General features: G+C 57.0%; 24 protein-coding genes. 16 read left to right on the top strand and 8 right to left on the bottom strand.

Annotation, left to right across the window (positions count from 1 at the left end; genetic code table 11):
- Position 1 precedes the first annotated feature (1 nt).
- Positions 2 to 967 (top strand): GNAT family N-acetyltransferase, encoded by a 966-nt coding sequence (locus tag KEHDKFFH_RS07825; protein WP_104321405.1) that lies wholly within the window; start codon positions 2 to 4, stop codon positions 965 to 967.
- Here KEHDKFFH_RS07825 and KEHDKFFH_RS07820 read toward each other — a convergent pair.
- Entirely contained in the window at positions 956 to 1,966 is a 1,011-nt protein-coding gene (locus KEHDKFFH_RS07820; RefSeq protein ID WP_104321404.1) for a LysR family transcriptional regulator, read from the bottom strand. The two genes, KEHDKFFH_RS07825 and KEHDKFFH_RS07820, sit on opposite strands and share 12 nt — an antisense overlap.
- 235 nt (positions 1,967 to 2,201) lie before the next feature.
- Here KEHDKFFH_RS07820 and KEHDKFFH_RS07815 point away from each other — a divergent pair, with 235 nt between their 5' ends.
- Both KEHDKFFH_RS07815 and KEHDKFFH_RS07810 read left to right on the top strand, forming a co-directional pair.
- Positions 2,202 to 2,969, top strand: a complete 768-nt coding sequence (locus KEHDKFFH_RS07815; protein ID WP_064230187.1) for a hypothetical protein — start codon at positions 2,202 to 2,204, stop codon at positions 2,967 to 2,969.
- A gap of 53 nt (positions 2,970 to 3,022) precedes the next feature.
- A complete protein-coding gene (locus tag KEHDKFFH_RS07810; protein WP_104321403.1) occupies positions 3,023 to 5,371 on the top strand; it encodes a hybrid sensor histidine kinase/response regulator in 2,349 nt (782 codons plus the stop codon).
- Here KEHDKFFH_RS07810 and KEHDKFFH_RS07805 read toward each other — a convergent pair.
- Positions 5,360 to 5,851, bottom strand: coding sequence for a glutathione peroxidase (locus KEHDKFFH_RS07805; RefSeq protein WP_104321402.1), 492 nt, complete (start codon positions 5,849 to 5,851; stop codon positions 5,360 to 5,362). The two genes, KEHDKFFH_RS07810 and KEHDKFFH_RS07805, sit on opposite strands and share 12 nt — an antisense overlap.
- Positions 5,852 to 6,104: 253 nt before the next feature.
- Between KEHDKFFH_RS07805 and KEHDKFFH_RS07800 the strand changes: the two genes are divergently transcribed.
- From KEHDKFFH_RS07800 to htpX, 3 genes are all read left to right on the top strand, one after another.
- Positions 6,105 to 7,319 (top strand): pyridoxal phosphate-dependent aminotransferase, encoded by a 1,215-nt coding sequence (locus KEHDKFFH_RS07800; protein WP_104321401.1) that lies wholly within the window; start codon positions 6,105 to 6,107, stop codon positions 7,317 to 7,319.
- An 11-nt stretch (positions 7,320 to 7,330) separates the two neighbouring features.
- The gene (locus tag KEHDKFFH_RS07795; RefSeq protein WP_064230191.1) at positions 7,331 to 7,801 is read left to right on the top strand and encodes a hypothetical protein; all 471 of its coding nucleotides are present in this window, start codon (positions 7,331 to 7,333) and stop codon (positions 7,799 to 7,801) included.
- A 95-nt stretch (positions 7,802 to 7,896) separates the two neighbouring features.
- Positions 7,897 to 8,778, top strand: a complete 882-nt coding sequence (gene htpX / locus KEHDKFFH_RS07790; protein WP_104321400.1) for a protease HtpX — start codon at positions 7,897 to 7,899, stop codon at positions 8,776 to 8,778.
- Positions 8,779 to 8,832: 54 nt separating this feature from the next.
- Here the strand turns inward: htpX and pdxB are convergent, their stop codons facing one another.
- The 3 genes from pdxB to KEHDKFFH_RS07775 are packed head-to-tail and all read right to left on the bottom strand — an operon-like array spanning position 8,833 to position 11,872.
- Positions 8,833 to 9,984, bottom strand: a complete 1,152-nt coding sequence (gene pdxB / locus KEHDKFFH_RS07785; RefSeq protein WP_104321399.1) for a 4-phosphoerythronate dehydrogenase PdxB — start codon at positions 9,982 to 9,984, stop codon at positions 8,833 to 8,835.
- Positions 9,985 to 10,001: 17 nt separating this feature from the next.
- On the bottom strand, positions 10,002 to 11,285 hold the full coding sequence (locus KEHDKFFH_RS07780) for a DEAD/DEAH box helicase (RefSeq protein WP_104321398.1): 1,284 nt from the start codon (positions 11,283 to 11,285) through the stop codon (positions 10,002 to 10,004).
- Positions 11,282 to 11,872, bottom strand: coding sequence for an elongation factor P hydroxylase (locus KEHDKFFH_RS07775; RefSeq protein WP_104321397.1), 591 nt, complete (start codon positions 11,870 to 11,872; stop codon positions 11,282 to 11,284). Before KEHDKFFH_RS07775 ends, KEHDKFFH_RS07780 begins: the two co-directional genes overlap by 4 nt.
- A 160-nt stretch (positions 11,873 to 12,032) precedes the next feature.
- On the opposite strand from KEHDKFFH_RS07775, the gene dsbD reads away from it, so the two are divergent.
- The gene (gene dsbD, locus KEHDKFFH_RS07770) at positions 12,033 to 13,928 is read left to right on the top strand and encodes a protein-disulfide reductase DsbD (protein ID WP_104321396.1); all 1,896 of its coding nucleotides are present in this window, start codon (positions 12,033 to 12,035) and stop codon (positions 13,926 to 13,928) included.
- 12 nt (positions 13,929 to 13,940) lie between these two features.
- Here dsbD and tusA read toward each other — a convergent pair whose 3' ends face one another.
- Entirely contained in the window at positions 13,941 to 14,180 is a 240-nt protein-coding gene (gene tusA / locus KEHDKFFH_RS07765; protein WP_104321395.1) for a sulfurtransferase TusA, read from the bottom strand.
- Positions 14,181 to 14,266: 86 nt separating this feature from the next.
- On the opposite strand from tusA, the gene KEHDKFFH_RS07760 reads away from it, so the two are divergent.
- Positions 14,267 to 14,557 carry an antibiotic biosynthesis monooxygenase family protein gene (locus KEHDKFFH_RS07760; RefSeq protein ID WP_104321394.1) on the top strand — a complete coding sequence of 97 codons (291 nt, stop codon included), beginning with the start codon at positions 14,267 to 14,269 and terminating at the stop codon, positions 14,555 to 14,557.
- Here the strand turns inward: KEHDKFFH_RS07760 and rlmM are convergent.
- Complete coding sequence (gene rlmM / locus KEHDKFFH_RS07755; protein ID WP_104321393.1) at positions 14,554 to 15,630, bottom strand: 23S rRNA (cytidine(2498)-2'-O)-methyltransferase RlmM; 1,077 nt, start codon at positions 15,628 to 15,630, stop codon at positions 14,554 to 14,556. The two genes, KEHDKFFH_RS07760 and rlmM, sit on opposite strands and share 4 nt — an antisense overlap.
- Before the next feature lie 112 nt (positions 15,631 to 15,742).
- On the opposite strand from rlmM, the gene KEHDKFFH_RS07750 reads away from it, so the two are divergent.
- Positions 15,743 to 17,584, top strand: coding sequence for a sensor domain-containing diguanylate cyclase (locus KEHDKFFH_RS07750; protein ID WP_104321392.1), 1,842 nt, complete (start codon positions 15,743 to 15,745; stop codon positions 17,582 to 17,584).
- A 3-nt stretch (positions 17,585 to 17,587) separates the two neighbouring features.
- Here the strand turns inward: KEHDKFFH_RS07750 and KEHDKFFH_RS07745 are convergent, their stop codons facing one another.
- Positions 17,588 to 18,235, bottom strand: a complete 648-nt coding sequence (locus KEHDKFFH_RS07745; RefSeq protein WP_104321549.1) for an alpha/beta family hydrolase — start codon at positions 18,233 to 18,235, stop codon at positions 17,588 to 17,590.
- A 220-nt stretch (positions 18,236 to 18,455) separates the two neighbouring features.
- On the opposite strand from KEHDKFFH_RS07745, the gene ccoN reads away from it, so the two are divergent.
- The 7 genes from ccoN (at position 18,456) to KEHDKFFH_RS07710 (ending at position 26,150) form a co-directional block, all read left to right on the top strand.
- Entirely contained in the window at positions 18,456 to 19,886 is a 1,431-nt protein-coding gene (gene ccoN, locus KEHDKFFH_RS07740) for a cytochrome-c oxidase, cbb3-type subunit I (RefSeq protein WP_104321391.1), read from the top strand.
- Between the two features lie 15 nt (positions 19,887 to 19,901).
- A complete protein-coding gene (gene ccoO, locus KEHDKFFH_RS07735; RefSeq protein ID WP_104321390.1) occupies positions 19,902 to 20,510 on the top strand; it encodes a cytochrome-c oxidase, cbb3-type subunit II in 609 nt (202 codons plus the stop codon).
- Between the two features lie 4 nt (positions 20,511 to 20,514).
- On the top strand, positions 20,515 to 20,700 hold the full coding sequence (locus KEHDKFFH_RS07730) for a CcoQ/FixQ family Cbb3-type cytochrome c oxidase assembly chaperone (protein WP_064230202.1): 186 nt from the start codon (positions 20,515 to 20,517) through the stop codon (positions 20,698 to 20,700).
- A complete protein-coding gene (gene ccoP / locus KEHDKFFH_RS07725) occupies positions 20,697 to 21,587 on the top strand; it encodes a cytochrome-c oxidase, cbb3-type subunit III (protein ID WP_104321389.1) in 891 nt (296 codons plus the stop codon). The genes KEHDKFFH_RS07730 and ccoP overlap by 4 nt, the downstream gene beginning before the upstream one ends.
- 128 nt (positions 21,588 to 21,715) lie before the next feature.
- Positions 21,716 to 23,146, top strand: a complete 1,431-nt coding sequence (gene ccoG / locus KEHDKFFH_RS07720; RefSeq protein ID WP_104321388.1) for a cytochrome c oxidase accessory protein CcoG — start codon at positions 21,716 to 21,718, stop codon at positions 23,144 to 23,146.
- A 44-nt stretch (positions 23,147 to 23,190) separates the two neighbouring features.
- Positions 23,191 to 23,706, top strand: a complete 516-nt coding sequence (locus KEHDKFFH_RS07715) for a FixH family protein (RefSeq protein ID WP_104321387.1) — start codon at positions 23,191 to 23,193, stop codon at positions 23,704 to 23,706.
- Complete coding sequence (locus KEHDKFFH_RS07710; protein WP_104321386.1) at positions 23,703 to 26,150, top strand: heavy metal translocating P-type ATPase; 2,448 nt, start codon at positions 23,703 to 23,705, stop codon at positions 26,148 to 26,150. The genes KEHDKFFH_RS07715 and KEHDKFFH_RS07710 overlap by 4 nt, the downstream gene beginning before the upstream one ends.
- The last annotated feature ends 16 nt before the right edge of the window (positions 26,151 to 26,166 follow it).

Here is a 26,166-nt window from a genome sequence, read left to right as displayed (position 1 = left end):
TATGAGCATTCGGTTTCGCAAATACAGCTGGCAACTGGCTCCGGCATCCATCCGGGATATTCGCCAGCAGGTGTTTATTGACGAACAGAAAGTCCCGCCGGAGCTGGAGTGGGATGAAACCGACGAAATTGCCGATCACTACCTCGCCGTGCTACCGGACAACACCCCCGCCGGGGTAGCCCGGCTGTTTTCGACCCTGGAAGAAACCGGTCACATCGGTCGCATGGCGATATTGCCTCAGTACCGTGGACACGGCATCGGGGAAACACTGCTGAGGCACCTGATGGCAGAATCCGCCAACCGGTTTTCCGAGCTCAGGCTGTCCGCCCAGGAACATGCCATTCCCTTCTACCAGCGTTCAGGCTTCCATGTCTGTTCCGGCGTTTATGACGACGCCGGCATTCCCCACCTTGACATGCGCTGCCTGGCACCGGATCTTGCCGCCGAGAACGTCGGGACCAAAGACCAGCCGATGATTCTTGGCAGCGACACGGATTCCTGGCTGTTTGACACCGAGGCCAGACTTCTGGGCCTGATGGATTCAATGGTTGGCCAGGCCGGCCAGCGCATCTGGCTGTATGACCGACTGCTCGAACATGATCTGTATGACCGACATCGTTTCCGGGAGCTGATCTCCGCCCTGGCCCGCCGGCACCGGCTCAGCGAAGTCAGGCTGCTCATCCACGACGACAAGCCGCTGGTGAAACGTCGACACACCCTGGTCGAGCTGATGCGTCGGCTGCCGAGCCGCATGGAGCTTCGTCTCGTTAATGAGGACTATCCGGTTGAGGACCAGCCATTCATTCTGGCGGATCGTGAAGGCGTGGTGTATCGGCATGACTTCTACAAGCCCGAAGGGTTTGCCAAGTTCTCGGACGGTGGCCGGGTGAAGCTGCTGTCGGAAAATTTCCAGCGCATGTGGGATGCGGCACGCCCTTCCCTGGAACTCAGGGAACTACCGCTCTGAGTGATGGGCCTGGGGCGCGTCCGGCGCTTCGAATCTGGCCCCAAAGGGAGCAAACTCGGTATCTACCTCGGTGGCCACCTCGGCAATCAGTTTGCGCAGCCATTGGTGATCCGCATTGTGCTGCAGCAGCGGGCTCCAGGCCATTTTCAGTTCAAACGGCGGAATTTCGAACGGCGGTACCTTTACCACCAGGTTGGGGTTGTCTTTCTGAAGCCAGGCCGCCCTGGAAGGCAAGGTCGCAATCAGATCGTGCTGCTCGGCCAGCAGCATGGCCACCTGGTAATGCCGGGTGAAGACCGAAATCTGGCGCTTGCGCCCCATTCTCGAAAGCGCCTCGTCTACCCAACCCAGGCGCTGGACATCCTTCGGGTTCACACCCACGCCAACGCCAAAGCCGGTTTTGCTGACCCAGATATGGCTGGCGTCCAGATAGGTATCCAGGGTGAAGGGCTCTTTCAGTAGCGGATTACGGGCGTTCATCAGGCAGGCAAAATATTCGGTCCAGAGGGTCTTCTGGTGAAAAGACTGGGGGATCTTGTCGAACCGGTTGATGGCCATGTCTAGCCGGCCCTGCTCCACATCCAGAAAGCTGACATCACTGGGAGTGAGTACATCCAGGGTAACCTGCGGTGCTTCCTGGCGGATCCGTCTCAGAACCCGGGGCATCAGGCAGGATTCGGCATAATCACTGGCCATGATCCGGAACACGCGCTGGCTTTCCAGGGCCGAAAACGGCGTCTTGTCCTGCACGGCCTGTTCTATGTCCGAGAGGATTCCCCGTACCAGTGGTTGCAGTTCCCTCGCGCGCTCCGTAGCCGTCATACCCTCACTGGTTCGCACCAGCAGCGGATCACTGAACAGGTCCCGTAACCGCTTCAGACCATTGCTCATCGCAGGCTGAGTAATACCCAGGTGGTTGGCGGCCTTGGTAACATTCCGCTCGCGCAACAACACATCCAGATAAACGAGCAGATTCAGATCAACACGGGAAATATCCACAAAAACTCCGGAACGCCAAAAAAACGGGAAAAGTCGGGCTCATTCACAAAAACAATATACATGATACCGAGGATTCACGTAATCAATCAGCAACACGAACTTTCACATTTGAAAACGGATCTGGAGCGGAATTTCTGCTAGTCTTTCGGATACTTGCTGAATAATATCGGTATTTTGAGGCCGGTTTATAGACCCGCCATCATTTGATCCTGAAGCCGGAGTCGTTACTGACAAAATGGATACCACTACGATCGTCCTTCTGCTGGCGGCCATCGTTACCGTCTCAATTGTCATTATTGTGCTCAGCCAGATGCGCGAGCGCGCCCGCATCGAACGGGCGCGCAAAATTACGGCCCAGGAAGACGCCTACAACAGGGCCAATCGGCTCCTGACCGAAATTCCCGGCCAGTACCTGACGGCCGATCTGAAACTGCTGTTGATCAAACGCATGGAAGAAGCCTGTGCGGAGCTTGCCGGCCTGAAATCCAACCTGCCGGTCAAGGAGTGGCAGAACTCCGCCGCGGAACTGAAAACCCAGATCATCGAGAAGCGCGACACCACCACTCCGGTCAAGATTGATTCCGCCGAAAAATCCAATTACGTCAAGGAATTGCTTCAGAATCTGTTCAAGATGATCGAAGCCATGCACAAGAGCGGTCGAATTGATGCCGCCACCGCCAAGAAAAACCTGAAATATGTGCTCTTCCTGGTCCACAAGACCCACGCGGACCTGCATGTGTTCCAGGCCCGTGACTACGTGCGCCAGAACCAGTTTCGCAAGGCCATCCACGCCTATCACCTTGCCAGTACCGAAATGGGGAAATCCCGCGACAATCCTCTCGCCATGAAAGCGGTCAAGAGTTTCCGCACCCGAATCAAGGAACTTGAGGCACTGAGTGCAGAGGGCAAGGAAAGCCCGCAGGGAGAGTCCAAACTGGATCGAGAGTGGGATACCTTCCTCCACGACGACGAGTGGAAGAAAAAGGCCGATTACGACGACTGAAGGCACAGAACGGGTCGCCATCGCAGGCCCGCCAACAGGGACAGTGCAAACCCGTGAGCAAGGGCTTCAAACAACGACTTTCCTATCGACTGACTCGGGACACGGTACTGGTTGCCATGGCCCTTGGCCTGGTGCTGAATGTTGTCCAGATTACCCTGGACTATTTCAGCGCAAAGGAGTCCATGGAGAATGAAATCCATGCGCTGATCGATATCAGCAACAGCCCTGCATCCCAGATTGCCTACAATATTGATGTCCGGCTTGCGGAAGAATTACTCGATGGCCTGCTTCGCCATCCCGCCACCATCGATGCCCGAATTACCGACAACGACGACGAGACCATGGCTGCAGCCAGCAAGAGCAGCCCGGTGTCGCCCTACCGATGGGTCAGTGATCTGCTGTTCGGCTCCGACCGGGTATTCCGCCAGGAATTGCAGGTTCCACAGCTAGAGGATCTGCCACTCGGGCATCTGATCGTCACCATCGATACCTATCACTATGGCGCGCTGTTTCTTCAGCGGGCCGGCTACACGCTGATCAGCGGGCTGCTGAAAAGTCTGATCCTTTCCGCAGCGCTGCTGGCCATCTTCTACTTCGTTCTTACCCGCCCCATGCTTAACGTGATCAGCGCTCTCAGTCAGGTGCGGGCCAGCTCTCCCGAAAAGGTGAGGCTCCCGATACCGGCAAACCATCGGGAAGACGAGATAGGGACCATGGTTGGCATCATCAACCAGCATCTCGAAACCATTGACTCGAGTCTTGCCCAGCTGCGGCAGGCCGAGAGTACGATGAAGAATTACTCAACCCAGCTTGAACAGGAAGTTGAGGATCGGACCCGGGAAATATCCGAGAAGAACGATGCCCTGCAACGCGGTAACCGCGCTCTGGTGAAGGCCAAAGAAGATGCGGTTCGCCGGGCAAGGGCAAGGGCCAACTTCCTGGCCAGCATGAGCCACGAGATCCGCACGCCCCTCAATGGCGTTCTGGGCATGCTTGGCCTGGCCCTTGAGGGCGAACTGGAGCCGGCGCAGCGCAACCGGATGGAAATCGCCCTGAACGCCGGCGAGAGCCTGCTCGGGCTGCTCAACGACATACTGGACATCTCGAAAGTAGAAGCCGGCAAACTCAGCCTGGAAAACATTCCGTTCAGTGTCCGGCACCTGATTGAGGAATGCGCAACACTCCACGCCCAGCAGGCGCGCCGGAAACAGATTCACCTGATTACTGAAATCGACCCTGATCTGCCCGAAAACTTCCTCGGCGATCCGACACGGGTACGCCAGGTGCTGAACAACCTGCTGAGCAACGCCATCAAATTCACCGATGAGGGTAGCGTGAAGATTCGCTCTGCCTATTCCGGTGGCAGTTTGAGAATCGACGTGGTGGACACCGGGATTGGCATGTCCAACGAAGGCCTGCACCGGATATTCTCTCCTTTTTCCCAGGCTGACGTGGATACCACCCGGCTTTATGGCGGTACTGGCCTTGGCCTGACCCTCTGCCGTCAACTGGTGGAACGCATGCATGGCCAGATTCTGGTTGACTCCCGGGAGGGCAGCGGAACCCACTTCACCGTTACCCTGCCATTGCCGATACACGAGGCTCCCGGAGGGCAGACTCTGGCCCACGTGGACAACCAGCTAAAAGACATTGGCATTGCCATGGCCATCCCCGCGGATAGCCCGTACCGTTCGGCGATCGAGGCTCAGCTTCGGAAGTGGAGCGTTCCGATTCGCGGAGCCAGCAGGCACCCGGACGGCATTCTGTTGGCGCTGGCCAGTGCCGAGGATGAAGAAACTCTGGAATATGCCGCCGATTGGCAAGGCGCCGGCGTCATTCTTGCCGACTTTACCGGGACCCTGCCCCCAGGCAAGGGGCGTCATCAGCTACTGTCACTGCCATTACGACGGGACGAACTACTCCGCTGCCTGCGCAGAGCCGCGGGCCTGGTTCCCGCTGAAGATCAGCTTGCCCACGCCATTGAACCGGATGAGCATAGCGGTACAGAATCTTCTCTGTCGATCCTTCTGGTCGAGGACAACCAGGTGAACCAGCTGGTGGCCACCAGCCTGCTGAAAAAACTCGGTCACCGGGCAGACCCCGCTGAGAACGGTCTCAAAGCCATACAGGCACTCGAACAGAACCACTACGACCTGGTGCTTATGGATTGTCAGATGCCAGTCATGGATGGCTATGAGGCAACACAGAGGATTCGCCAGAACCCGGAATGGAAAGACCTGCCAATCATTGCGGTTACCGCCAATGTGATGCAGGGCGATCGAGAAGACTGTCTCGCCTCGGGTATGAACGACTATATAACCAAACCGTACAAGCGAGACGAGCTCAGGACAGTGATTGAGCGCTGGCGCCCGTCCGCTCCACCCGAGGGTTCAGTCCGTTAGCAGCTTCTCGATGTCGGCCCGGATATCTTCAGGTTTTGTAGTAGGCGGATAGCGGCGAACGACTTTGCCATCGGGCCCGACCAGAAATTTGGTAAAGTTCCACTTCACCTTCTCAGATCCCATAAGTCCCTTGGCTTCGCGCTTGAGAAAGCGGAATAGCGGATGGGCGCCATCGCCATTGACGTCAATCTTGGAGAACATGGGGAAATCGACCCCGTAGTTCAGACTGCAGAACTGACTGATCGCATCCTCGTCGCCCGGGTCCTGATTCAGGAACTGATTACAGGGAAAGCCCAGAACCTCAAAGCCTTTATCGCCCAATTCCTTGTGAAGGGACTGCAAGCCCTCGAACTGGGGCGTAAAGCCGCATTTACTGGCGGTGTTCACGATCAGGAGCACGTTGCCCTGATACTCTGCCATGCTTTTCTCGTTACCCTTGATATCCCGGACCGTGAAATCGTAGACCGTCTCGCCTGCCATAAGATTTTCCCTTTGATGTTTTTGCGTTCTGACCGGACCATTGTTCACAACACAGAGCAAAAAACCATGGCAATGCAGACGCTACAGGCTCGATTTTCAAAAACCGGTTCAGGTTTGTGAGCTAAATCTGCCTTAACACGACACAATTCATCATAATTCCCCTGTTGCCGCTGGCCCTCGCTCCGCTAGAATAAAGGCCTGTCGTATTGGCAGGTGCCATTTTTCGATCTCAAAAGAAGGACGTCCGGGTCTTATGCAGAACTACTACAAATCCGCCAAGCTGGATAACGTGTGTTATGAAATCCGTGGCGTAGTTCTGCGGGAAGCGCGTCGACTCGAAGAAGAGGGGCATCGGGTACTCAAGCTCAACATCGGCAACCCTGCCGCCTTCGAGCTGGATGTCCCCGAAGAGATCCAGCAGGACGTGATCTACAACATGCACCTGGCCCAGGGCTATGTGGAATCAAAGGGCCTGTTCTCTGCCCGCAAGGCAGTCATGCACTACTGCCAGCAACGGGGCATCGATAAAGTCGATATTGACGATATTTTCCTGGGTAACGGCGTCAGCGAGCTGATCGTCATGACCATGCAGGCCATGTTGAACACCGGTGACGAGGTGCTTATCCCGGCCCCGGATTATCCCCTGTGGACTGCTGCTGTCACGCTCTCCAGCGGCAAGCCCGTGCATTATCGCTGCGACGAACAGCAGGACTGGTTTCCGGATATCGATGATATCCGCAAGAAAATTACCCGGCGTACCCGTGCCATTGTGCTGATCAACCCCAATAACCCGACCGGGGCCGTGTATTCGAAGGAGCTTCTGGAACAGGTCATCGAACTGGCCCGCAAGCACAACCTGATCATCCTGTCCGACGAGATCTACGACAAGATTCTGTATGACGGTACCCAGCATATTTCCACCGCCTCACTGGCCGATGATGTGCTTTTCTTCACCTATAACGGCCTGTCCAAGAACTACCGCGCAGCCGGTTACCGTTCCGGCTGGATGATTGTCAGTGGTGCCAAGCATCGGGCAAAGGATCTGATCGAGGGCATCGACATGCTCTCCAACATGCGGCTCTGCGCCAATGTTCCGGCCCAGTTGGCCATTCAGACAGCATTGGGGGGCTACCAGTCCATTAACGATCTGGTGGCACCAGAAGGGCGGCTGTATGAGCAGCGGGAGACCGCCTGGCGGATGCTCAACGACATTCCGGGGGTAAGCTGTGTCAAGCCTCAGGGTGCGTTGTACCTGTTCCCGAAACTGGATCCGAAGCACTTCCCCATCGTGAATGATGAAAAGCTGGTTCTGGACCTGCTTCTTCAGGAAAAAATCCTGCTGGTACAGGGTTCGGCCTTTAATATTGATGACAAGCAACACCTGAGAGTGGTGTTCCTGCCACGGGAAGATACCCTTGAGGACGCCATGGGCCGACTCGGCAATTTCCTTGGCCAATACCAGCAATAACGGGGCAGACCATGGCGGATATACACGTCGAGGAATTCTACAAAGACGCGGCCATTGCCCTGGTACAGCTATACGGCGCATTTCCGCGCCGGATAAACCTGTTCGTCGAGGACATTGCCGGTCCGGATGAGCCGGACGAATTTGGTCTTCACAGCAAACGGCACATGGCCTGTTTTGGCGCCCTGCTCTGGCTTTCGGAGGAAGGCCTGCTCAGGTATATTGACACCATTCGCCAGGAGGCACTGGATCAGGCTGTACTGACCCGAGACGCTTTTATCCGCCTGAGCTCCCCGGCGCCACAGGCCTTGGCCAGGGAGTTCGGAGTCCCCGAGGAAGGCTCGGCCAGTTCCTTGCCTCCTTCAGTCAAAGAAGACCTTTCCACTCACATTCATCTGATCCGGACTGCGCTGCGCAGCGGCAACTCCGCCCGAATCAGCCAGATCATGCAGACAACCTTCTTCGCGGACCGCGGCAATTATTAAATCAACGTAAGCTCGTTGATTGATTGAACCGTGGCCGCATATAACGGTCTGAATGACGGCTTTATTTTCTGTGACGAACTGATCAGGGAACCAACATGCGTATTCTGCTGTTTCTGGCAACCAACCTTGCTGTAATCCTTGTCGCCAGTTTCACGTTGCGACTGCTCGGCGTGGACAGCTATCTCGCCCAAAATGGCATTCAGTATGGCTCTTTGCTGGCTTTCGCTGCGGTCTTCGGATTCGCGGGCGCCATCGTGTCACTGCTGATATCCAAGCGGATGGCCAAGTGGAGCACCAAGGCCCGGGTCATTGATTCCCCGCGAACTCCTGCCGAGCGCTGGCTGGTGGACACTGTGGCGGAGTTGGCCAAAAACGCCGGTATCGGCATGCCCGAGGTCGCTATTTTTCCGGCGTCCCAGTCCAATGCCTTCGCAACGGGCTGGAACAAGAACGATGCGCTGGTGGCCGTCAGTGAAGGTCTGTTACATCGGTTCAACAAGGATGAGATCCGGGCAGTCCTGGGCCACGAAATCGGCCATGTTGCCAATGGTGACATGGTGACGCTGGCGTTGATTCAGGGTGTGGTGAATACCTTCGTCATCTTCGCGTCCCGGGTGATCGGCTCCTTTGTCGACCGGGTGATCTTCAAGAATGAAAGCGGGCACGGGCTCGGCTTTTTCGCGGTCAGCATTGTTGCCGAGATCGTTCTGGGTATTCTGGCCAGCACGATCGTGTTCTGGTTCTCCCGCCGCCGGGAATTCCGGGCGGATATTGCCGGTGCCCAGCTGGCGGGTCGCTCAGCCATGATCAGCGCGCTGGCGAGGCTGAAGCAGGAAAGCGAGGTGCCGGACCAGATGCCCGACAGTCTTCAGGCATTTGGCATAAACCGGGGGGCCAGAGGCGGCCTGAGTGCCCTGTTCATGACCCATCCGCCACTGGAAGACCGCATAGAGGCGTTGCAGAGCGCCAGGCTGTAAACAAGAAAGCCGGGGCCCCAAGACCCCGGCTTTCTTGCATGGGGAAGGCGACGATCAGATTTTCAGTTTGAATCCGATAGCCCGGAAACTGTCCTGCAGGGATTTGCTGGTTCCTTTGAGCTGAATCTTCAGGCTGGAGCATTCCCGACGAACGGGATAGTCCCGACGCAGCCTGTCAAACGCTGCGCCCCTCTCTTCCAGAGATCCCGTCATAACGTTGCGAAGCCGGGCATCGTCCCGGCGAGGGTCATAGCAGGCCCTCAGCGCAATCCGGATCGCATCCTCTTCCTGCGCAGAGCTGGTGAAGGAAATCTTGCTCAGCGCGGGCTCCGGCAGAAACTGTCCCGCCTTTTTGCGAACCGGAAGACCCAAAAACTGACTCAGGGCCTGATAGATCATCTCCGTACCCTGAACCTTGCCTTCCAGGCTATACCCGGCAATGTGCGGTGTCGCCAGCCAGACACGATCAACCAGCTCAGGATGAATCCTGGGCTCCTGTTCCCAGACATCCAGCGCGAAGGTGGGGGCATTGCCCTGGTCCAGGCGTGCCAGTAGCGCAGACGAGTCGATGACCTCACCCCGACCGGCATTGATAAGAAGCTGGTTCGCTCCCAGGGTTTCAAGCTCGGCTTGCCCGATCATATGAAACGTGGGATGGCTTCCCTCCCGGGTCAGAGGTGTGTGCAGGGACACCACATCACACTTCATGGCTTCTTCAAGCGCCACAAACTCCTGATCGCCCTCTTCCCGGTCTGCTCTGGGGGGATCGCAAAGGCGCACATCGAATCCAAGGCGCTCCAGCTTGTGGGCCAGCTCACCGCCAACATTACCAACACCCACGATGCCAACGCTGAGCTGGGACCAATCTGAAAGTCCACGCCGTTCAGCATGCAGTGATAGTACGGACAACACATACTCGGCGACACTGTTGGCGTTGCATCCCGGCGCCGCAGAGAACCGAATCCCCGCCTGTTCGAGCCAGTCGAGATCAACATGATCGGTACCGATGGTGGTTGTACCCACAAATCGGACCCGACTGCTCTCCAGAAGCTCACGATTTACCCTGGTGACAGAACGAACCAGCAGTATGTCGGCGTCCCGGACATCCGCGTTCGACATGGTTCGACCGGACACCCGCCGAATCTCACCGATATCGCCAAAGAAGGAGTCCAGTAGGGGGATGTTTTCGTCTGCTACGATCAACATGATGATGTCCGGCCCTGTCAGTTCCTGCGCTGACGCTGATTGCGACCACCCTGGCCACGACCACCTGAACCCTGGGGGCGTCGGCCACGTTTGCGGGTGATCGGCGGGTTGTCCATCGTTGCCATGAGCGCCTCATCGGGCACCGCGGTCTTCAGTTTCTGGCTGATGTACGTTTCGATGGCCGGCAGCGCGAAAGAATCGTCCTCACCAGCAAAACTGATGGAAACCCCATGCTTGCCGGCCCGGCCCGTACGCCCGATACGGTGCACATAATCCTCGGCATTATCCGGCAGATTGTAGTTGAAAACGTGGGTCACGCCGTTCACGTGAATGCCACGGCCGGCCACGTCGGTGGCAACCAGCACCTGGATACTGCCCTTCTTGAACTGGTCAAGGGTTTTAAGGCGTTTGTTCTGGGCGATCTCGCCAGACATCAGAGCCACCTTGACTCCCTGGTTCCTCAAGTCTTCTTCCAGGTCGCGGCACTGATCCCGGCGATTGGCAAACACCAGCGCCTTTTCCACTTCCGGCCGTTTCAGGAAATTCACCAGTACCGGAAGCTTCTCATCGTCGCCCACCAGGTACACCGTCTGTTCAACCCGCTCCGCCGTCTTCTGTTCCGGCTCTATTTCGACGAACTCTGCGTTGCTGGTCCACATGGAGGCAAGGTTCAGCACATCCTGGTTGAAGGTAGCACTGAACAGAAGGGTCTGGCGTTCGTCCTTGGGCGTGCACTTGCGGATGATCCGCTTCACATCCGGAATGAAGCCCATGTCGAGCATGCGATCAGCTTCATCAAGAATCAGGATGTCGAGCTGGTCCAGGAAAACATCCTGGGAGCCGAGAAAGTCGATCAGGCGCCCCGGGGTCGCAACGAGAATGTCAACGATCTCGTTCTGCAGCTGGTCCCGCTGCTTGTCATAGTTCATGCCGCCCACAACCGTCACCACGTTATGCCCGGTGTGCTGGCATAATTGCTCTGCATCCTTCGCGATCTGCATGGCCAGTTCCCGGGTAGGAGCCAGGGCAAGCACCCGGGGCTCAGAGGCAAAACGGTCTTTCTCGGGAATCGGGGTTTCCAACAAGCTCTGGATTGCCGTAATCAGAAACGCAGCGGTTTTACCGGTGCCGGTCTGCGCCTGACCAATCAGATCTTCGCAGGCCAGGGTCCAGGGCAGTGTTTCTGCCTGAATGGGTGTGCAGTATTCAAAACCAATGGCCGTAATGGCATCCAGCAAACGCTTGTCGAGGTTCAGATCGCTGAATCTCAGGTCGCCGGTGTGTTTTGGGTCAGATGTCATAAAGTCTCAGTTTCCTGGGAATGTCCTGATTCAGAATATAACGGAGCGATACGCCGGGCATCTTCATGCCAGCGCTCTTCAATGGCTTCTCCGGTTCCATAAAATGTTGCCAGCGAATCAAAAAATGTCTGGGCCCGGGGCGGCAGCCCCCTTACCAGATACTCGCCCGCCTGGTTCCGAACGTTGTGACGGAACCGCTGTTCATTGGCGGCGCCAACTCCGGAAAGGTTGTCCACGCTGATGTTAAATCGGGAACCCGCAGCCACCGAAAACAACCATTCAATGGCCTGTGGCTTGACCTCGACCTGCTCGAAAGCCTCTTGTTGCTGCAGTGTACGGCCATCCGGACAGTACCAGTAACCATAGTCGTGAAGTGTGCGCCGGTGCTCACCAGCAATACACCAGTGGCTTATTTCATGCAAAGCGCTGGCATAATAGCCGTGAGCAAAAACAACCTGAGCGAGGCCTTCGGGCCCGCTGGCAGGCAAGTATTCAGGTTCATCACTGCCTTTGACCAGAACTGTCCGGTATGCTTCCCGGAAAAGGTCATTAAACAGCATGATAAGATCATTTGGACTGTGATTCATTGGGTGGCTATTGTGCGACTTTACCGCCCCCAATACCAGAGGGAACTTTGACAGCCCCCTGGTGTCCATTGCTGGCGTGAGCCGGTGGCAGTTGGGCTGTAACAGTCCGACTTTAAAAGAATCCGATCAAAGAGACACTAACCGGGAAATCCTAAAATCAATGATGGCTTTCGCTGCAGTCACAAAGATGAAACGTCAACGGGTGCATCCACTAAACCTGATTCTTGCACTCACCCTGATGCTTTTGACCTCCCCTTCTGCCTGGGCCCTTGGCAGCAATGGAAGCTCCCTGTTTGGCGGCCAGGGTAGTGGTTTCCTGCCGGTGGACGAAGCGCTGCCCTTCAGTTTCACCACTGACGCTAACGCTGTGGTTCTTACCTGGGATATCACACCCGGGCACTACCTCTACAGAGAACGGGTGAGCATCACGGCCACCAATCCCGAGGTCGAACTCGGCGAACCGACATTTTCAGCGCAGGGAACGGTGACGGAAGACGAGTTTTTCGGCCGAACCACGGTATTTTTCGACCCCATTGAAGCCCGTGTTCCGGTCTCGCTTCCCGCCGGCGTCCGGGAAGCACAACTGCAGGTAACCTATCAGGGTTGCGCCAAGGCGGGGTTGTGTTACCCGCCCCAGACCCGGGATGTACTTTTCTATCAGGGTAGTGGTGGCTCTGGCTCGCAGACGACCTCGGCAGCCGGCTTTTCAGGAGGTGGCAGCGTCCCCGTCGACACCGAGACCGCCACCGGTCTTGCAGGTTTTCTCGCCCAGCAATCCATCCTTGTGATAGCAGGGGTTTTTCTTTTACTGGGGCTGGGATTGACCTTCACGCCCTGCGTTCTGCCCATGGTACCGATTATCTCATCGCTGGTTTCCGGCAGAAACACGCGCACCACCGGGCACGCCCTCCTCCTGTCGGGCAGTTACGTTCTGGGCATGGCACTGACCTACGCTGCAGCTGGCGTGTTGACCGGTCTTCTCGGGGCCAGCTTCAACCTTCAGGCACAATTGCAATCACCCTGGGTTTTGAGCGTCTTTGCCCTGCTGTTCGTGGTCTTCGCGCTATCCATGTTCGACCTGTTCGAAATTCAGCTGCCCCGTTTCATTCGCGAACCACTTAATGACGCCAGCCACCGGCTCACCGGAAGCCGGGTTTTCAGCATCTTTGGCATTGGCGCCCTGTCCGCCCTGATTGTATCGCCCTGTGTATCGGCGCCGCTGGCTGGCAGCCTGTTGTATATCTCCACCACCCAGGACGCCGTAATCGGCGGAGTCGCGCTTTTTGCACTTGGCCTTGGCATGGGCATTCCATTGATTCTGGTGGCTGTGGGAGGCCGCAAACTGCTGCCAACTACCGGCCACTGGATGACCGCAGTAAAACACTTCTATGGCGTGATGTTGCTGGCGGTGGCGATCTGGCTGGTTGAGCGCCTGGTCCCGGGGTGGCTGGCACTGACGCTGTGGGGCCTTCTTGTTGCCATCACCGGCGTTCAGTTGGGCGCCTTTGATGCCGCCAAAGCAGGTTGGGAGCGGACCCGTAAAGGCCTTGGCCTGGTTCTTTTCGCCTACGGCCTCGCTTTGCTCGCAGGCGCTGTGGGCGGGGCCAATGACCCGTTGAAACCTCTGGCGCCCTTTACAGTGGCCTCTGCGTCGTCCGGTACCGTTGGCACCGGAGGTCTCCAGCACGCGGATTTTGTGCGCGTCGAACAGCCCACTGAAATCCGGGCGATGTTGCAGCAGGCCCGGGAACAGGGCCGGCCCGTTCTGTTGGATTTCTATGCCGACTGGTGCATTTCCTGCAAAGTCATGGAGCGCAATGTATTCAGCAAGCCCGATGTAATCCAGGCGCTTGCCCCCTACACCTTGTTGCAGATCGACATGACCGACAACACACCGGAACAACAGGCCATGCTGGACGAGCTTGGCCTCTTTGGACCGCCGGCCATCCTGTTCTATGGCAGCAATGGAGAGGAGCTACCCCGGCGGCGGGTGCTCGGCGAAATGGATCGGGAGGAATTCCTTGGTCACCTCCGGTCGCTGCGCCCGGAGGTTTAACAGTATGGGCAGCTATTGCCCACGGCGTATCAGATAGATAAACAGGTCATCGTCTTCAGACTGGTTTATCAGCTCGTGACCAAGGAACTGGCAGAACCTCGGTATGTCCCGGGTCGTGGAAGGATCAGTGGCCAATACTCGCAACACACCACCGGGCTGAACATCATTGATCCGGTTATGAAGCATCATGACCGGCTCCGGGCAGAAAAGGCCACGGGCGTCCAGCTCCAGGTCGTATTCGGTTGCGCTCACACTTGATCTCCTGTCATTGAACCTGATTTTTCGTAAAAATCTGCTAAATTATTGTTTATAACAGTTAAAACACTTGGAGGTTTGTCATGATCCGGGTTCTGATTGAACGCCATATTGCTGAAACCCTGGAAGCAGCTTACGAAGAACGTTCGCGTAAGGTTCTGCAACAGGCTGTGAGTGCGCCCGGATTTATATCCGGCGAAACCCTGGCAGACAGCCATGACCCCAATCACCGGTTTACCCTGGCTAATTGGCGATCTGAAGCGGATTGGGACCGCTGGTTTCACTCCGATGAACGCCGCGATCTCATGCTGGAGCTTATCCCCATGATGGACGAAGAAGAACACATAACCGTTCTGGAGCAAAGCGCCTTCTAGCCAGTCCGTTCAATGAAACAGGTGATCTCTTCTCTGTCATGATACAAGTGGCGGGCTTTGAGACGAAAGCCGATGCCCGCCGCACTCAGGCCATTGACGAGAATATCCCGACAGATCAGCCACTCGTCGTACCGTTTTTTCATCGGCAACTTGAGATTGAATACCGTGTAACGACAAAGGCCCTCACCAAGCCAGGTAACGGCCAGTTTTGCGGTTTTTCGGGGCTGATCCACAATATCGCAAACCATCCAGTCGATACCCCGTTTGGGGCGCCAGCCGTAGCCATCCGCTTCCACATGCTCCACCTGCCCCGACGCCATCAGCTCGGCGTTCATGGGGCCGTTGTCGACGGCGGTTACCATCATGCCCTGGCGCACAAGCTGCCAGGTCCAGCCACCTGGGGCGGCCCCAAGATCCGCGGCCTTCTTGCCACCACCAAGATAGTCAAGCTCTTGTTCCGGGGGTAAAAACACTTTCCAGGCCTCTTCAAGCTTGAGGGCAGACCGACTGGGCGCTGATGCCGGCAGCCGCAATCGCGGGATGCCACCGACATAGCGGGCCCGGTTATCCGCAAGGCTGTACCCCACAACCACCGAAGCGAAGTCCGGCAGGAAAACCTCCAGCCGGGCCGGGGCCGAAGCGTTCTGGTCGGCCTCAAGCAGACCAGCCCCACGCAAGCCACGGGAGAGCGGCGATACCCACTTGCGGGCAAAGTTTCCGAGGTCGCCATCGGCATTATTTTCCGACAACCGAACCTCGAGCCGCGCACATCCGGGATAACCTCGCCCGAGCCCCCGGAGCCCTTCTATCACGGCACCAACCCGGTCGGTGTCGGGCAAGCTGAATTCCCCGAGCACGACGATCCAGTCACGGACGAACACCAGCTCATCAAGCATGAGCCGGACCATCACATCATCCGCAGTTTCGGGGGCGGCCGGGTAAAAACGCACCAGCCCCTGATTTTTAACAGGCTCGAAATAGCCGAAAATACCCCTTTCCGCCGCCGAGTCAGTCACTTCACGGCCGGCTTCGGTTTCAAAGCCGGGCCGGCAAAATACCAGAATCTGTTCCATGCGTTTCCCGAAACAGGGTTGGAGACCAACCCGTAAAAGTTGAATCTGTTTAACAGCGCAGATTGTCCTCTCTGGCTACACTTCCCGCTCTGATAACCGCGGGAAGCCATGAATGACGTCCGTTTTGCGCTTGATTGCCATTCTCAGCCTTTTGCTGGTCCCTCCCCTGGCGTTGCCAGACGAAGGATCCGTCCCGTCCGGCTGCCCCACACTTGAAGCAACCGATCCTGCTGCCCGCGCTTCCCTGATGCAATATGTCTGCTATTACAGCGCCCCGCCGGACGCGCCCGGCCATATGGCAACAGATCCGGAACAGCTTCCGGAGGATCTGGAGTGGATGCCGGCAAACGGGCGGGACCTGGTGTTCAGCCATACCAAATCCGTTTACTGGGTCCATCTGCATGTCAGGAACTCCGGGACTGAACGTGCCGGCTGGTACCTGAAAGTCAACTACCCCCTGCTGGACGAAGTTACATTCTGGCAAACCGGGGATGATACTACAGAGACACTGGTTACCGGTGATCAGCGTCCTTTTGCATCCCGGGCGGTAGACTACCGGTACTTTATGCTCCCCGTCACACTGGATGGCGGCGAGACCCGGTCATTAACGATCCGGATCCATAGCAATGGCGCGCTGAACGTGCCGCTCAGTTTTGAAACTGCGGCAGAAGTGATTGCCCGCAGTAATCATCTGACACTGACTCACGGGCTTTTCTACGGAGCCCTGTTGGTATTCGCGGTCTTCAACCTGCTGCTCTTCTTCAGCTCCGGCACCGGTTACTACTTCTACAACGCATTCTACCTGGCGGCGCTGGGGCTCTTTCTGTTCGCCATGGGCGGATTCGCCAACCAGTACTTCTGGCCAGACAATGCCAGCTTTGCCAACACGTCCATTCCTCTGTCTTTGTCACTTTGTGCCCTCGCCATGATACTTTTTGGCCGGTCGTTCCTGGAAGTGGGCAACGGAACCATCTCAGAGACCGTGCTCAAGGGTCAGGCCTGGTTCTGCATCGGGTTTCTGGCGCTGACACTGATCCTGCCCTACAACAAGACCATTCTGCTCAACACGGTTCTGGCGATGACGGTCATTTCAAGCCTGTTCATTATTGCAGCCGTCCGATGGAAGCAGGGCTATCAACCCGCCACCTGGTACCTGCTGGCGTGGCTGATCATGCTCGTTGGCGGCCTGATATACGCTCTGGCGGCCTTCGGCTATCTCACCGACTTCCTGGCAAGGGAAGCACTGATGCAATCGGCGGTAGGTGGACAGGTGATCCTGCTGAACTACGCCATGGTGCAGCGATGGCGCCTGCTCAACCAGAAGCTCCTGGATGTGGAACACAGTGCAAGGACAGAGCTGGAGTTCAAGGTGCACGAGCGCACCGCACAGCTCAGAAACACCATGAGGGAACTGGAAAAAGCCAACCGCAAGTTGTCGACGATGAGTCTGAACGACGCCCTCACCGGCCTGCATAACAGAAGGCACCTGAATAACATATTCCCCGAGCTTTGCGCCGAAGCCCGCCGAACCTCCCAGCCACTGACACTGGCTCTGGTAGACGCCGACCATTTCAAGAACATTAACGACACCTGGGGCCACGGTTTCGGAGACACCTGTCTTCAGTTCATCGCCGAAATGCTTAACCGGCATGTAAAACGTCCGAGGGATGTCGCTATCCGCTTCGGCGGTGAAGAGTTTGCGCTGCTGCTGCCAGGAACCGATGCAGCAGGCGCCCTGAACGTCTGCGCGGCACTGCTGGAGGATCTCGCCAACACCCCGCTTTTATCGCCGGACGGTACCGAGGTGAGAATGACTCTGAGCGCCGGCATCGCATCACTCAACCCCGGTGAGACTCAGAACCAGCTATTCGAGCGAGCAGATGAGGCGCTGTACCGCGCAAAAAGTGAGGGCCGCAACCGCGCTCAGCTATCTGAAGCAATTGAAGTGGAGTAAAGATCAGGCCTGAAGCCTGTCATCCACAAAGATCCGGGTTTCCCGGGCAGCCGAGGCAATCAGTTCACATTGTGTCTGTGGCTGGCTTTTCAGTGTCTGGAAATCGTGATTGCCACCTTCAAGCCAACGCAAGTTGATGCCGTCCAGTTCCCTTTCATGGCCGGCCATCTCGGCCGGCTTGCCGAACGGGTCTCTGGTGCCCTGAAGCACCAGCATCGGGCAGTTCAGATCGGGGAAGTGCCCGGTTCGCCAACGGTCAAGCTTCCCCGGCGGATGAAACGGATAACCAAAACAGACGACACCATCGATGCCATCCCGACGGCTGGCCAGGATGCTCGCCATGCGGCCGCCCATGGACTTGCCTCCAACCAGGATCATGCTTGTGCTCCCAAGCTCTGCACGAACCTGGTCAATTACCCGGGAAAAATACTCCAGCAATACCGGTTCCCGGTCGGGTGGACGTTTCTTTCCATCCAGGCGTCGTTTCTGCATGTAAGGGAACTCAAAACGAACCGTTCCAATACCCTCACGCTCAAGCGCCACAGACAGCTCTTCCATGAACGGCGAGTCGGCCGGCGCGCCCGCACCGTGCGCCAGAATCAGTACGACTTCCGAATGACTTTCATAGCCTTTGGTCTTAATCAACTCCACGGAATTCACCTCATCCAATTAAGCGACTATCATTGCATTCAGGCAACACACATTCCCTGCGCTGAAACAACTCCAAGAACGGCACTAAAAAGGAAGCCATGTTGCTGATTTCGGCGCATTTGACGGATGTCAGGAGTTGACCTGAGTCATTGCAAACAGCTAATCGTTTCTCCATACTTGCGCCCGCATATTTCCCCACTTTAAACCCATTGGTAAGGCTATGAGCACAGTAAATGCAAACCTGACATACAACTACAAGGTGGTGAGACAATTCGCCATCATGACAGTGGTATGGGGTATTGTAGGTATGGCGCTGGGTGTGCTGATTGCAGCACAGCTGGTCTGGCCGTCCCTCAACCTCGACCTGCCCTTTACCCACTTCGGCCGTCTCAGGCCGCTGCATACCAATGCCGTTATCTTCGGCTTTGGTGGAAGTGCCTTGTTCGCCACCTCCTACTACGTGGTGCAGCGCACCTGTCAGGCCCGTCTGATCTCCGATGGCCTGGCGTCGTTCACCTTCTGGGGCTGGCAGGCGATCATTGTCTCGGCAGCTATTACCCTGCCGCTCGGCCTTACCTCTTCCAAGGAATATGCCGAACTTGAATGGCCAATCGATATCGCTATCGCCATTGTCTGGGTGACTTACGCGCTGGTGTTCTTCGGAACCGTAATGAAGCGCAGCACTCCCCACATCTATGTAGCCAACTGGTTCTACGGCGCCTTCATCATCACGGTTGCCTGCCTGCACATCGGGAACAATATGGCGCTGCCCGCCAGTGCTTTCAAGTCCTACTCCGCCTACGCGGGCGTCACTGACGCCATGATGCAGTGGTGGTACGGCCATAACGCGGTAGGCTTCTTCCTGACCGCCGGGTTCCTGGGCATGATGTACTACTTCGTTCCCAAGCAGGCCAACCGTCCCGTTTACTCCTATCGTCTGTCGATCGTTCACTTCTGGGCCCTGATCGCAACCTACGTCTGGGCCGGCGGTCATCACCTGCACTACTCCGCACTTCCGGACTGGGCGCAGACCGCAGGCATGGTTATGTCCCTGATTCTGCTTGCACCGTCCTGGGGCGGCATGATCAACGGCATGATGACCCTGTCGGGCGCATGGCACAAGCTGCGCACTGACCCCATTCTGCGCTTCCTGGTGGTTTCACTGTCGTTCTACGGCATGTCCACCTTCGAAGGTCCGATGATGTCCATCAAGACTGTGAACGCGCTTTCCCACAACACCGACTGGACCATCGGCCACGTTCACTCTGGTGCCCTTGGCTGGGTTGCCATGATCAGTATCGGCGCGGTTTACCACCTGATTCCCAAGCTGTGGGGTGTTCAGGCCATGTTCAGCACCGCCCTGATCAATGCGCACTTCTGGCTCGCAACCGTTGGCACCGTGCTGTACATCGTTGCCATGTGGGTAAACGGCATCATGCAAGGCCTGATGTGGCGTGCGGTCAACCAGGACGGCACCCTGACCTACAGCTTTGTTGAAGCTCTGGAGGCCTCCTACCCGGGCTACTTTGTCCGGTTCCTTGGTGGGGTTATCTTCCTGTCCGGCATGCTCATCATGGCTTACAACGTGTACATGACTGTTCGCCAGAAAGATGCGGTTGCGCAGGACAACGCGGCAACACAGCCGGCGTAACGGGAGAGAGATCAGATGAAACACGAAATAGTTGAAAAGAACCTTGGTCTGATGATCGTACTGATTGTCCTGACCATCAGCGGTGGTTTTCTTGCCGAGGTAGTGCCCCTGTTCTTCCTGAAAGAGACCAATGAGCCGGTTGAGGGCCTCGAGCCCCTGTCGGCACTTGAGCTGGAAGGCCGGGACATCTACATCCGTGAAGGCTGCCATGTATGCCATACCCAGCAGATCCGTCCGTTCCGGGCGGAGACCGAGCGGTATGGTCACTACTCCGTTGCGGGCGAGTTCGTGTACGACCGTCCATTCCTTTGGGGTTCCAAGCGCACCGGCCCGGATCTGGCCCGCGTAGGCGGTCGTTACTCTGATGCCTGGCAGCGCCAGCACCTGTACGATCCGCGTAGCGTTGTGCCCGAGTCGAACATGCCGGCCTTCCCGTGGCTGTTCGAAGACCGGGTAGATCACTCCAAGACTGCCGCAAAGATGGAGACCCTCCAGACGCTGGGCGTGCCCTATACCGATGAGCAGATTGCAGAGGCTTCTGCCCAGGTAGAAGGCAAATTCGAAATCGAGGCTCTGGTCGCGTACCTGCAACAGCTGGGTACAGTGATTTCAGACAAACGGTGAACCCATGGATATTAATGAGTTACGCGGTATTCACACACTTCTGGTAATGGCGGTTTTCCTGGGAATCGTCTGGTGGGCCTACAGCGCCCACCGCAAGAAGGCCAACGACGAGGCAGCTCACCTGCCCTTCGACGATGACGACGTGGAAAAGCGTACGCTCGAACAGGAAAAAACGGAGAAAAAAGAATGAGTACCTTTTGGAGCATCTGGATCAGCGTGATCGTGCTCGGTACCGTGTTCGGCTGCTGGTGGCTGCTTTGGGCAACCCGCAAGAGCCAGACGACCGATACCGAAACCGACCGCACCATGGGCCATTCCTTTGATGGCATTGAGGAGTACGATAACCCGCTGCCCAAGTGGTGGTTCTATCTGTTCCTCGCTACCTGTGTTTTCGCGCTTGGCTATCTTGCGCTTTATCCGGGCTTGGGCAACTGGAAAGGCCTCTTGGGCTGGACTGCAGTCAATCAGTGGGAAGCGGAGGTCGCTGAAGCTGAAGAGAAATACGGCCCGATCTACGCCCAATATGGCCAGACCCCGGTTCCGGAATTGGCGGAAAACAGCGATGCCATGAAAATCGGCCAGCGTCTGTTTGCCAACAACTGTGCGGTTTGCCATGGCTCGGCAGCTCGTGGCCAGGTTGGCTTCCCCAACCTGACTGACGACGACTGGCTCTGGGGCGGAACACCTGAAGCAATCCTGGAGACCCTGCATAATGGTCGTATGGGTAACATGCCCGCCAAGGGCACCATGCCCAGCATGACCAACGAGCAGGTAGACCAGGTTGTGAACTATGTCCTGAGCTTCAGTGGTCGGGAAAAAGACGCCGAAGCTGCCAAGGCAGGCGAACAGGTCTTCGCGCAGGCGTGTGTGGCCTGCCATGGCCCTGAGGGCAAAGGTATGCAGGCTTTGGGCGCCCCCAACCTGACTGACAATACCTGGCTCTATGGCTCGACCTATGAGTGGATCAAGGAGACCGTTATGAACGGTCGCCAGAACCAGATGCCTGCCCAGGATCGTCTGCTTTCCGACGATCAGATTCAGATTCTTGCGGCTTACGTCTATAGCCTCTCAAACTGAGTCAACCGGCCGGGGGCAAGCCCCGGCCCGGTCTTTTCAACCCTGTGTCTGCACTGCGGGCACAGGCTTGAAAAGATCAGCAGCCTAAAAGCCTGTTGCCCCGCATCATCATTTTTCTGGAGGTAACGATGAGCAGTGAGATTCCGGTCAAACAGGTTGACCCATCCTCTGGCCCCTCCGACAACAACAATAAATCCGGAACCGTCGAACTATACGCCAGCCGTAAGAAGATTTACGTCAAGGAAGTCAAAGGCTTCTTTCAGCGCATCCGTAATGTCAGCCTGACACTGCTGATGGGCATGTACTTTGCCTTTGTCTGGTTCACCCTGGACGGACAGCCACTGATTCATTTTGATCTCCCTGCCCGTGAGTTCCATTTGTACGGAGCCACGTTTTACCCGAAAGATTTCATCCTGCTCTCGGGAATGCTGATTATCTGTGCCTTTGGCCTGTTCTTCATTACCACGCTATTTGGCCGGGTCTGGTGTGGCTACACCTGCCCCCAGACTGTCTGGACCTTCATTTTCATGTGGGTTGAAGAGCGCATTGAAGGCAGCCGCAACAAGCGGATGAAGCTGGACAAGGCTCCGAGCTCCGCTAACAAGATTGCCAAGAAATCCGCCAAGCATGGGGTCTGGCTCCTTATTGCCCTGGCTACCGGTCTCACCTTTGTCGGGTACTTCTATCCGATCCGGGAACTGATCGCAGATCTGTTCACCTTGCAAGCCAATGGCTGGGCCTATTTCTGGGTTGCCTTCTTTACCGTCGCCACCTACCTCAACGCAGGCTGGATGCGCGAGCAGGTTTGTCTGTACATGTGCCCCTATGCCCGCTTCCAGTCGGTCATGTTCGATCCCAATACCCGTGTGGTCTCCTACGATCCCAACCGGGGCGAGCCACGGGGTGGCCGCAAAAAAGGTGTGGATCCGGCGGAGGCCGGGCTGGGTGACTGCATCGACTGCGGCCAGTGTGTCCAGGTATGTCCAACGGGCATTGATATCAGGGACGGCCTTCAGTACGAATGTATTGGCTGCGCCCTGTGTATTGATGCCTGTGACGAGATCATGGACAAGATGAATTACCCAAGGGGGCTGATTCGTTACACCACAGAGAATGAACTGGAAGGCAAGACCTCGAAGCTCCTGCGTCCACGAACCTTTGGCTATGGTGCGGTCCTGTCGTTGATGATTGCGGCGATTATTTTCACGATCGCCACGCGAGTGCCGGCCCAGATGGACGCCCTTCGAGATCGCGGCGCCCTGTATAGCTTCAATGGCGAAGGGCGGATTGAGAACTCCTACACGCTGAAAATTGCCAATATGACAGAGGTTCCCCAGACCTTCACTCTGGCAGTCACCGGCCTGGAGGGGATCCGGATTCTGACCGACACCTCGGTAACCGTTGAAAGCGGTGAAAACCGCTCACTGCCGACCGTCGTCGACGTACCGCCGGAATCCATTGCCGAATCCAATTACGATATCGTGTTCAGGGCACAATCCGAGACAGATTCTTCGCTGAGCCTTGAAACTGAAAGCCGATTTGTCGGTCCAACGCGCTGATTTTCGATAGCGCGAATCTGGCCGTTAATACGAGACATTGATTTATGACAACTGAAACACCCGTAGCACCCTGGTACCGCCAGCCCTGGTTCTGGTTCCTGCTGATATTTCCGGGCGCATCCATCATTTACTGCGCCGTCGCAATTACCATCGCGATCAACACTGAAAATGCGATGGTAACAGACGACTGGTCCAAGGAGGGCCGTGGAATCAACATGTCCATCGCCAGGGACCAGAAAGCAGCAGACCTTGGCATGGTGGCTCAGATTGACTTTCAAAACAGAAACGTCACGGTCAACCTTGATACCTTAGAGGGTCCGGCTGACTTCCCATACCTGATTCTCAACCTGTTCCATCCAACACTTTCGGACAAAGACCGCACTGTCCAGTTCCAGCAGATCGCCCCGGGACGATTTGCCGGGAAACTTCACAGCGACATCGATGGCCGTTGGTACTACGACCTCCGTGGTCCGGCCAACGAGTGGCGGCTCAAGGGCGAAGCCTGGTTACCCTCTGAAAGCGGTATAACGGTCAAGGCCGGGGAGTCTGCCCAAGGTTGACCAGCCTGGATTGCTTCCACTGCGGTGAACCGGCAGACGGTGAGCCGCCCATTACCCTTGAGCTCGATGGCACAACTCGCCACTTCTGCTGCCAGGGCTGCAAGGCGGTTTGCCAGACCATCCACAGTGAGGGTCTGACCGGTTTTTACGATTTCCGGACCAAACCGGCTGTCACACCGAAGCAACTGACGACCGCCGAAGTAAATCGCCTGAGGGAGCTTGACCATCCCCTGGTTCAGGAAACCTTTGTTGTCCCGGTCAAAGGCGCACAGGAAGCTCAGTTGCTGATCGGTGGGATCACCTGCGCAGCCTGTATCTGGCTTCTTGAAAACCACATGAAGCAGCAGCCGGGTGTCGTGTCCTTCTCGGTGAATCACACCACACAGCGGGCCCGGCTGGTCTGGTCCCAGGATCAGGCGCCCCTGAGCGACCTTCTGATTGCCATCCATGAACTTGGGTATACAGCGCGCCCCTATCAGGCAGACGAAGCAGAGCAGGCCCTCAAGGCCGAGCACCGATCCATGCTTATCAGGGTCGCCATCGCAGGCATAGGCTCATTCCAGAGCATGATGCTGGCATTTCCCCTGTACTTCGAACTGGTTAACGATTTGTCACCGGAATTTGTCAGCTTTTTCCGCTGGTTCAGCCTTCTGGTGGCCACCCCTGTAGTTCTCTATAGTGCTGCTCCCTTTTTCCGTAACGCCCGCCGGGATATCCAGAGTCGACACCTGACCATGGATGTGCCGGTTGCCATTGCAATCGGGCTGGCCTACCTCGCAAGTGCCTGGGTAACCATTTTTGGCGGCGAGGAAGTCTACTTCGAGTCCGTGTGCATGTTTACATTCTTCCTGCTCCTGGGTCGATATATCGAAGTGCAGGCCCGCTACCGTGCGGGCCTGACCGGTAACGCCCTTGCAGGGTTCCAGCCGACCGTTGCCACACTGGTGAACGGTGATGATACGGACATTGTTCCGGCCCACCAGATTCGGCCCGGTAATATCGTTCGGGTTCGGCCCGGTGAGACTCTGCCAGTGGATGGAGAGATCGTCCGGGGCGAGTCCACCCTTAACGAGGCGGCGTTGACGGGCGAGTATCTGCCCGAAACCCGCCGCCCAGGGGACACGGTTCATGCTGGCAGCGTAAACGGCGAGAACCCGCTCGATGTCCGGGTCGTCAAGGCAGGCGCACAAACCCGCCTTTCGGGCATTCTCCGGGTGTTGGACCGGGTGCAATCCGAAAAGCCCGAGGTCGCGATGATGGCCGACCGGATGGCGGGCAAATTCGTCGGACGGGTACTCATACTGGCACCGGTGGTCTGGATTGGCTGGTGGCTTGCCGGCGCCGACAATGCCTTCGACATCACCCTGTCGGTGCTGGTGGTAACCTGCCCCTGCGCACTGTCGCTGGCAACCCCGACCGCCATCACATCGGCGACAGTCAGGCTTCGTCGCCTTGGGTTTCTGCCGACTCGGGGCCATACCCTGGAATCAATGAACACCATCGATACCGTGGTGTTCGATAAAACCGGAACATTGACCCGCGGAGAACTCAGTCTCACTGGTACGAATGTTATCGGCAGTATGGATAAAGAGACCTGCCTGAAGCTCGCCGCCGGCCTCGAGAAGTATTCCGAGCATCCGATTGCCAAGGTATTCCACCGGCGAACCACTGCTGCTGTTGAACATGTGGAAAATCATATCGGCGGGGGACTTTCAGGGCAGTTTGGCGACATGCGGCTTTTTATCGGTCACCGGGGGTTTGTAGAGAAGCACACCGCTGCGCCAGCCCCACAGGCAGAACATCATCAGGGCATGGAGATCTGGCTTGCCTCAGATCGCGAATGGCTGGCCGGCTTCAGCCTCGACGACCAACCTCGGGACGACGCCCTGGCGGCCATCAAGTCTCTTCAGGAAGCTGGCATTCGCACTATACTGCTGAGCGGGGACCGCTCCGGACATGTTGAGCAGGTGGCCGGCATGTTGGGCATTGATGAAGCAATCGGACAGGCCTCTCCGGAAGAAAAACTGGCAGTGCTGCAGAAGCTGGAATCCGAAGGCCGGCATATCATGATGGTTGGCGACGGGCTGAACGACCTGCCCTCCATGGCCGGTGCCGGAATCTCGGTTGCCATGGGCACAGCTGCAGACCTGACACAATTGAAGGCCGATGCGGTTCTATTGAACGGCCAGCTACTGCAACTGGTCGAAGCCCTGAAAGCCAGCCGTCAGACACGGCGCATCATCCGGCAGAATCTCTGGTGGGCACTTGCCTACAATGTCTGCGCGTTGCCCCTCGCGGCGGCAGGCATGGTGCCGCCCTGGCTGGCAGCGATTGGCATGTCTCTCAGTTCCCTGGTTGTTGTGTTAAACGCGCTGAGACTCGGCAAGGCCCCAAAGCAACCGAGTCAGCACAACCCGGCGGTTGGCGCCCAGGCCCTGTCCTGATACCGTAACCCTATAC

Origin of the sequence: Marinobacter maroccanus, assembly GCF_002933275.1 — a bacterium.
GTDB lineage: Bacteria > Pseudomonadota > Gammaproteobacteria > Pseudomonadales > Oleiphilaceae > Marinobacter > Marinobacter maroccanus.
The sequence above is the reverse complement of the archived record's forward strand: the minus strand, read 5'-3'. Positions and strand labels throughout refer to the sequence as shown.

Coding starts and splice junctions, on each gene's coding strand:
- ccoN (WP_104321391.1), top strand. CDS start 18,456: ATGAGCACAGTAAATGCAAACCTGACATACAACTACAAGGTGGTGAGA.
- rlmM (WP_104321393.1), bottom strand. CDS start 15,630: ATGGAACAGATTCTGGTATTTTGCCGGCCCGGCTTTGAAACCGAAGCC.
- KEHDKFFH_RS07805 (WP_104321402.1), bottom strand. CDS start 5,851: ATGGCAGGCGAGACGGTCTACGATTTCACGGTCCGGGATATCAAGGGT.
- KEHDKFFH_RS07815 (WP_064230187.1), top strand. CDS start 2,202: ATGGATACCACTACGATCGTCCTTCTGCTGGCGGCCATCGTTACCGTC.
- KEHDKFFH_RS07795 (WP_064230191.1), top strand. CDS start 7,331: ATGGCGGATATACACGTCGAGGAATTCTACAAAGACGCGGCCATTGCC.
- htpX (WP_104321400.1), top strand. CDS start 7,897: ATGCGTATTCTGCTGTTTCTGGCAACCAACCTTGCTGTAATCCTTGTC.
- KEHDKFFH_RS07760 (WP_104321394.1), top strand. CDS start 14,267: ATGATCCGGGTTCTGATTGAACGCCATATTGCTGAAACCCTGGAAGCA.
- ccoG (WP_104321388.1), top strand. CDS start 21,716: ATGAGCAGTGAGATTCCGGTCAAACAGGTTGACCCATCCTCTGGCCCC.
- KEHDKFFH_RS07825 (WP_104321405.1), top strand. CDS start 2: ATGAGCATTCGGTTTCGCAAATACAGCTGGCAACTGGCTCCGGCATCC.
- ccoP (WP_104321389.1), top strand. CDS start 20,697: ATGAGTACCTTTTGGAGCATCTGGATCAGCGTGATCGTGCTCGGTACC.
- KEHDKFFH_RS07780 (WP_104321398.1), bottom strand. CDS start 11,285: ATGACATCTGACCCAAAACACACCGGCGACCTGAGATTCAGCGATCTG.
- ccoO (WP_104321390.1), top strand. CDS start 19,902: ATGAAACACGAAATAGTTGAAAAGAACCTTGGTCTGATGATCGTACTG.
- dsbD (WP_104321396.1), top strand. CDS start 12,033: ATGATGGCTTTCGCTGCAGTCACAAAGATGAAACGTCAACGGGTGCAT.
- pdxB (WP_104321399.1), bottom strand. CDS start 9,984: ATGTTGATCGTAGCAGACGAAAACATCCCCCTACTGGACTCCTTCTTT.
- KEHDKFFH_RS07800 (WP_104321401.1), top strand. CDS start 6,105: ATGCAGAACTACTACAAATCCGCCAAGCTGGATAACGTGTGTTATGAA.
- KEHDKFFH_RS07775 (WP_104321397.1), bottom strand. CDS start 11,872: ATGAATCACAGTCCAAATGATCTTATCATGCTGTTTAATGACCTTTTC.
- KEHDKFFH_RS07750 (WP_104321392.1), top strand. CDS start 15,743: ATGACGTCCGTTTTGCGCTTGATTGCCATTCTCAGCCTTTTGCTGGTC.
- KEHDKFFH_RS07715 (WP_104321387.1), top strand. CDS start 23,191: ATGACAACTGAAACACCCGTAGCACCCTGGTACCGCCAGCCCTGGTTC.
- KEHDKFFH_RS07730 (WP_064230202.1), top strand. CDS start 20,515: ATGGATATTAATGAGTTACGCGGTATTCACACACTTCTGGTAATGGCG.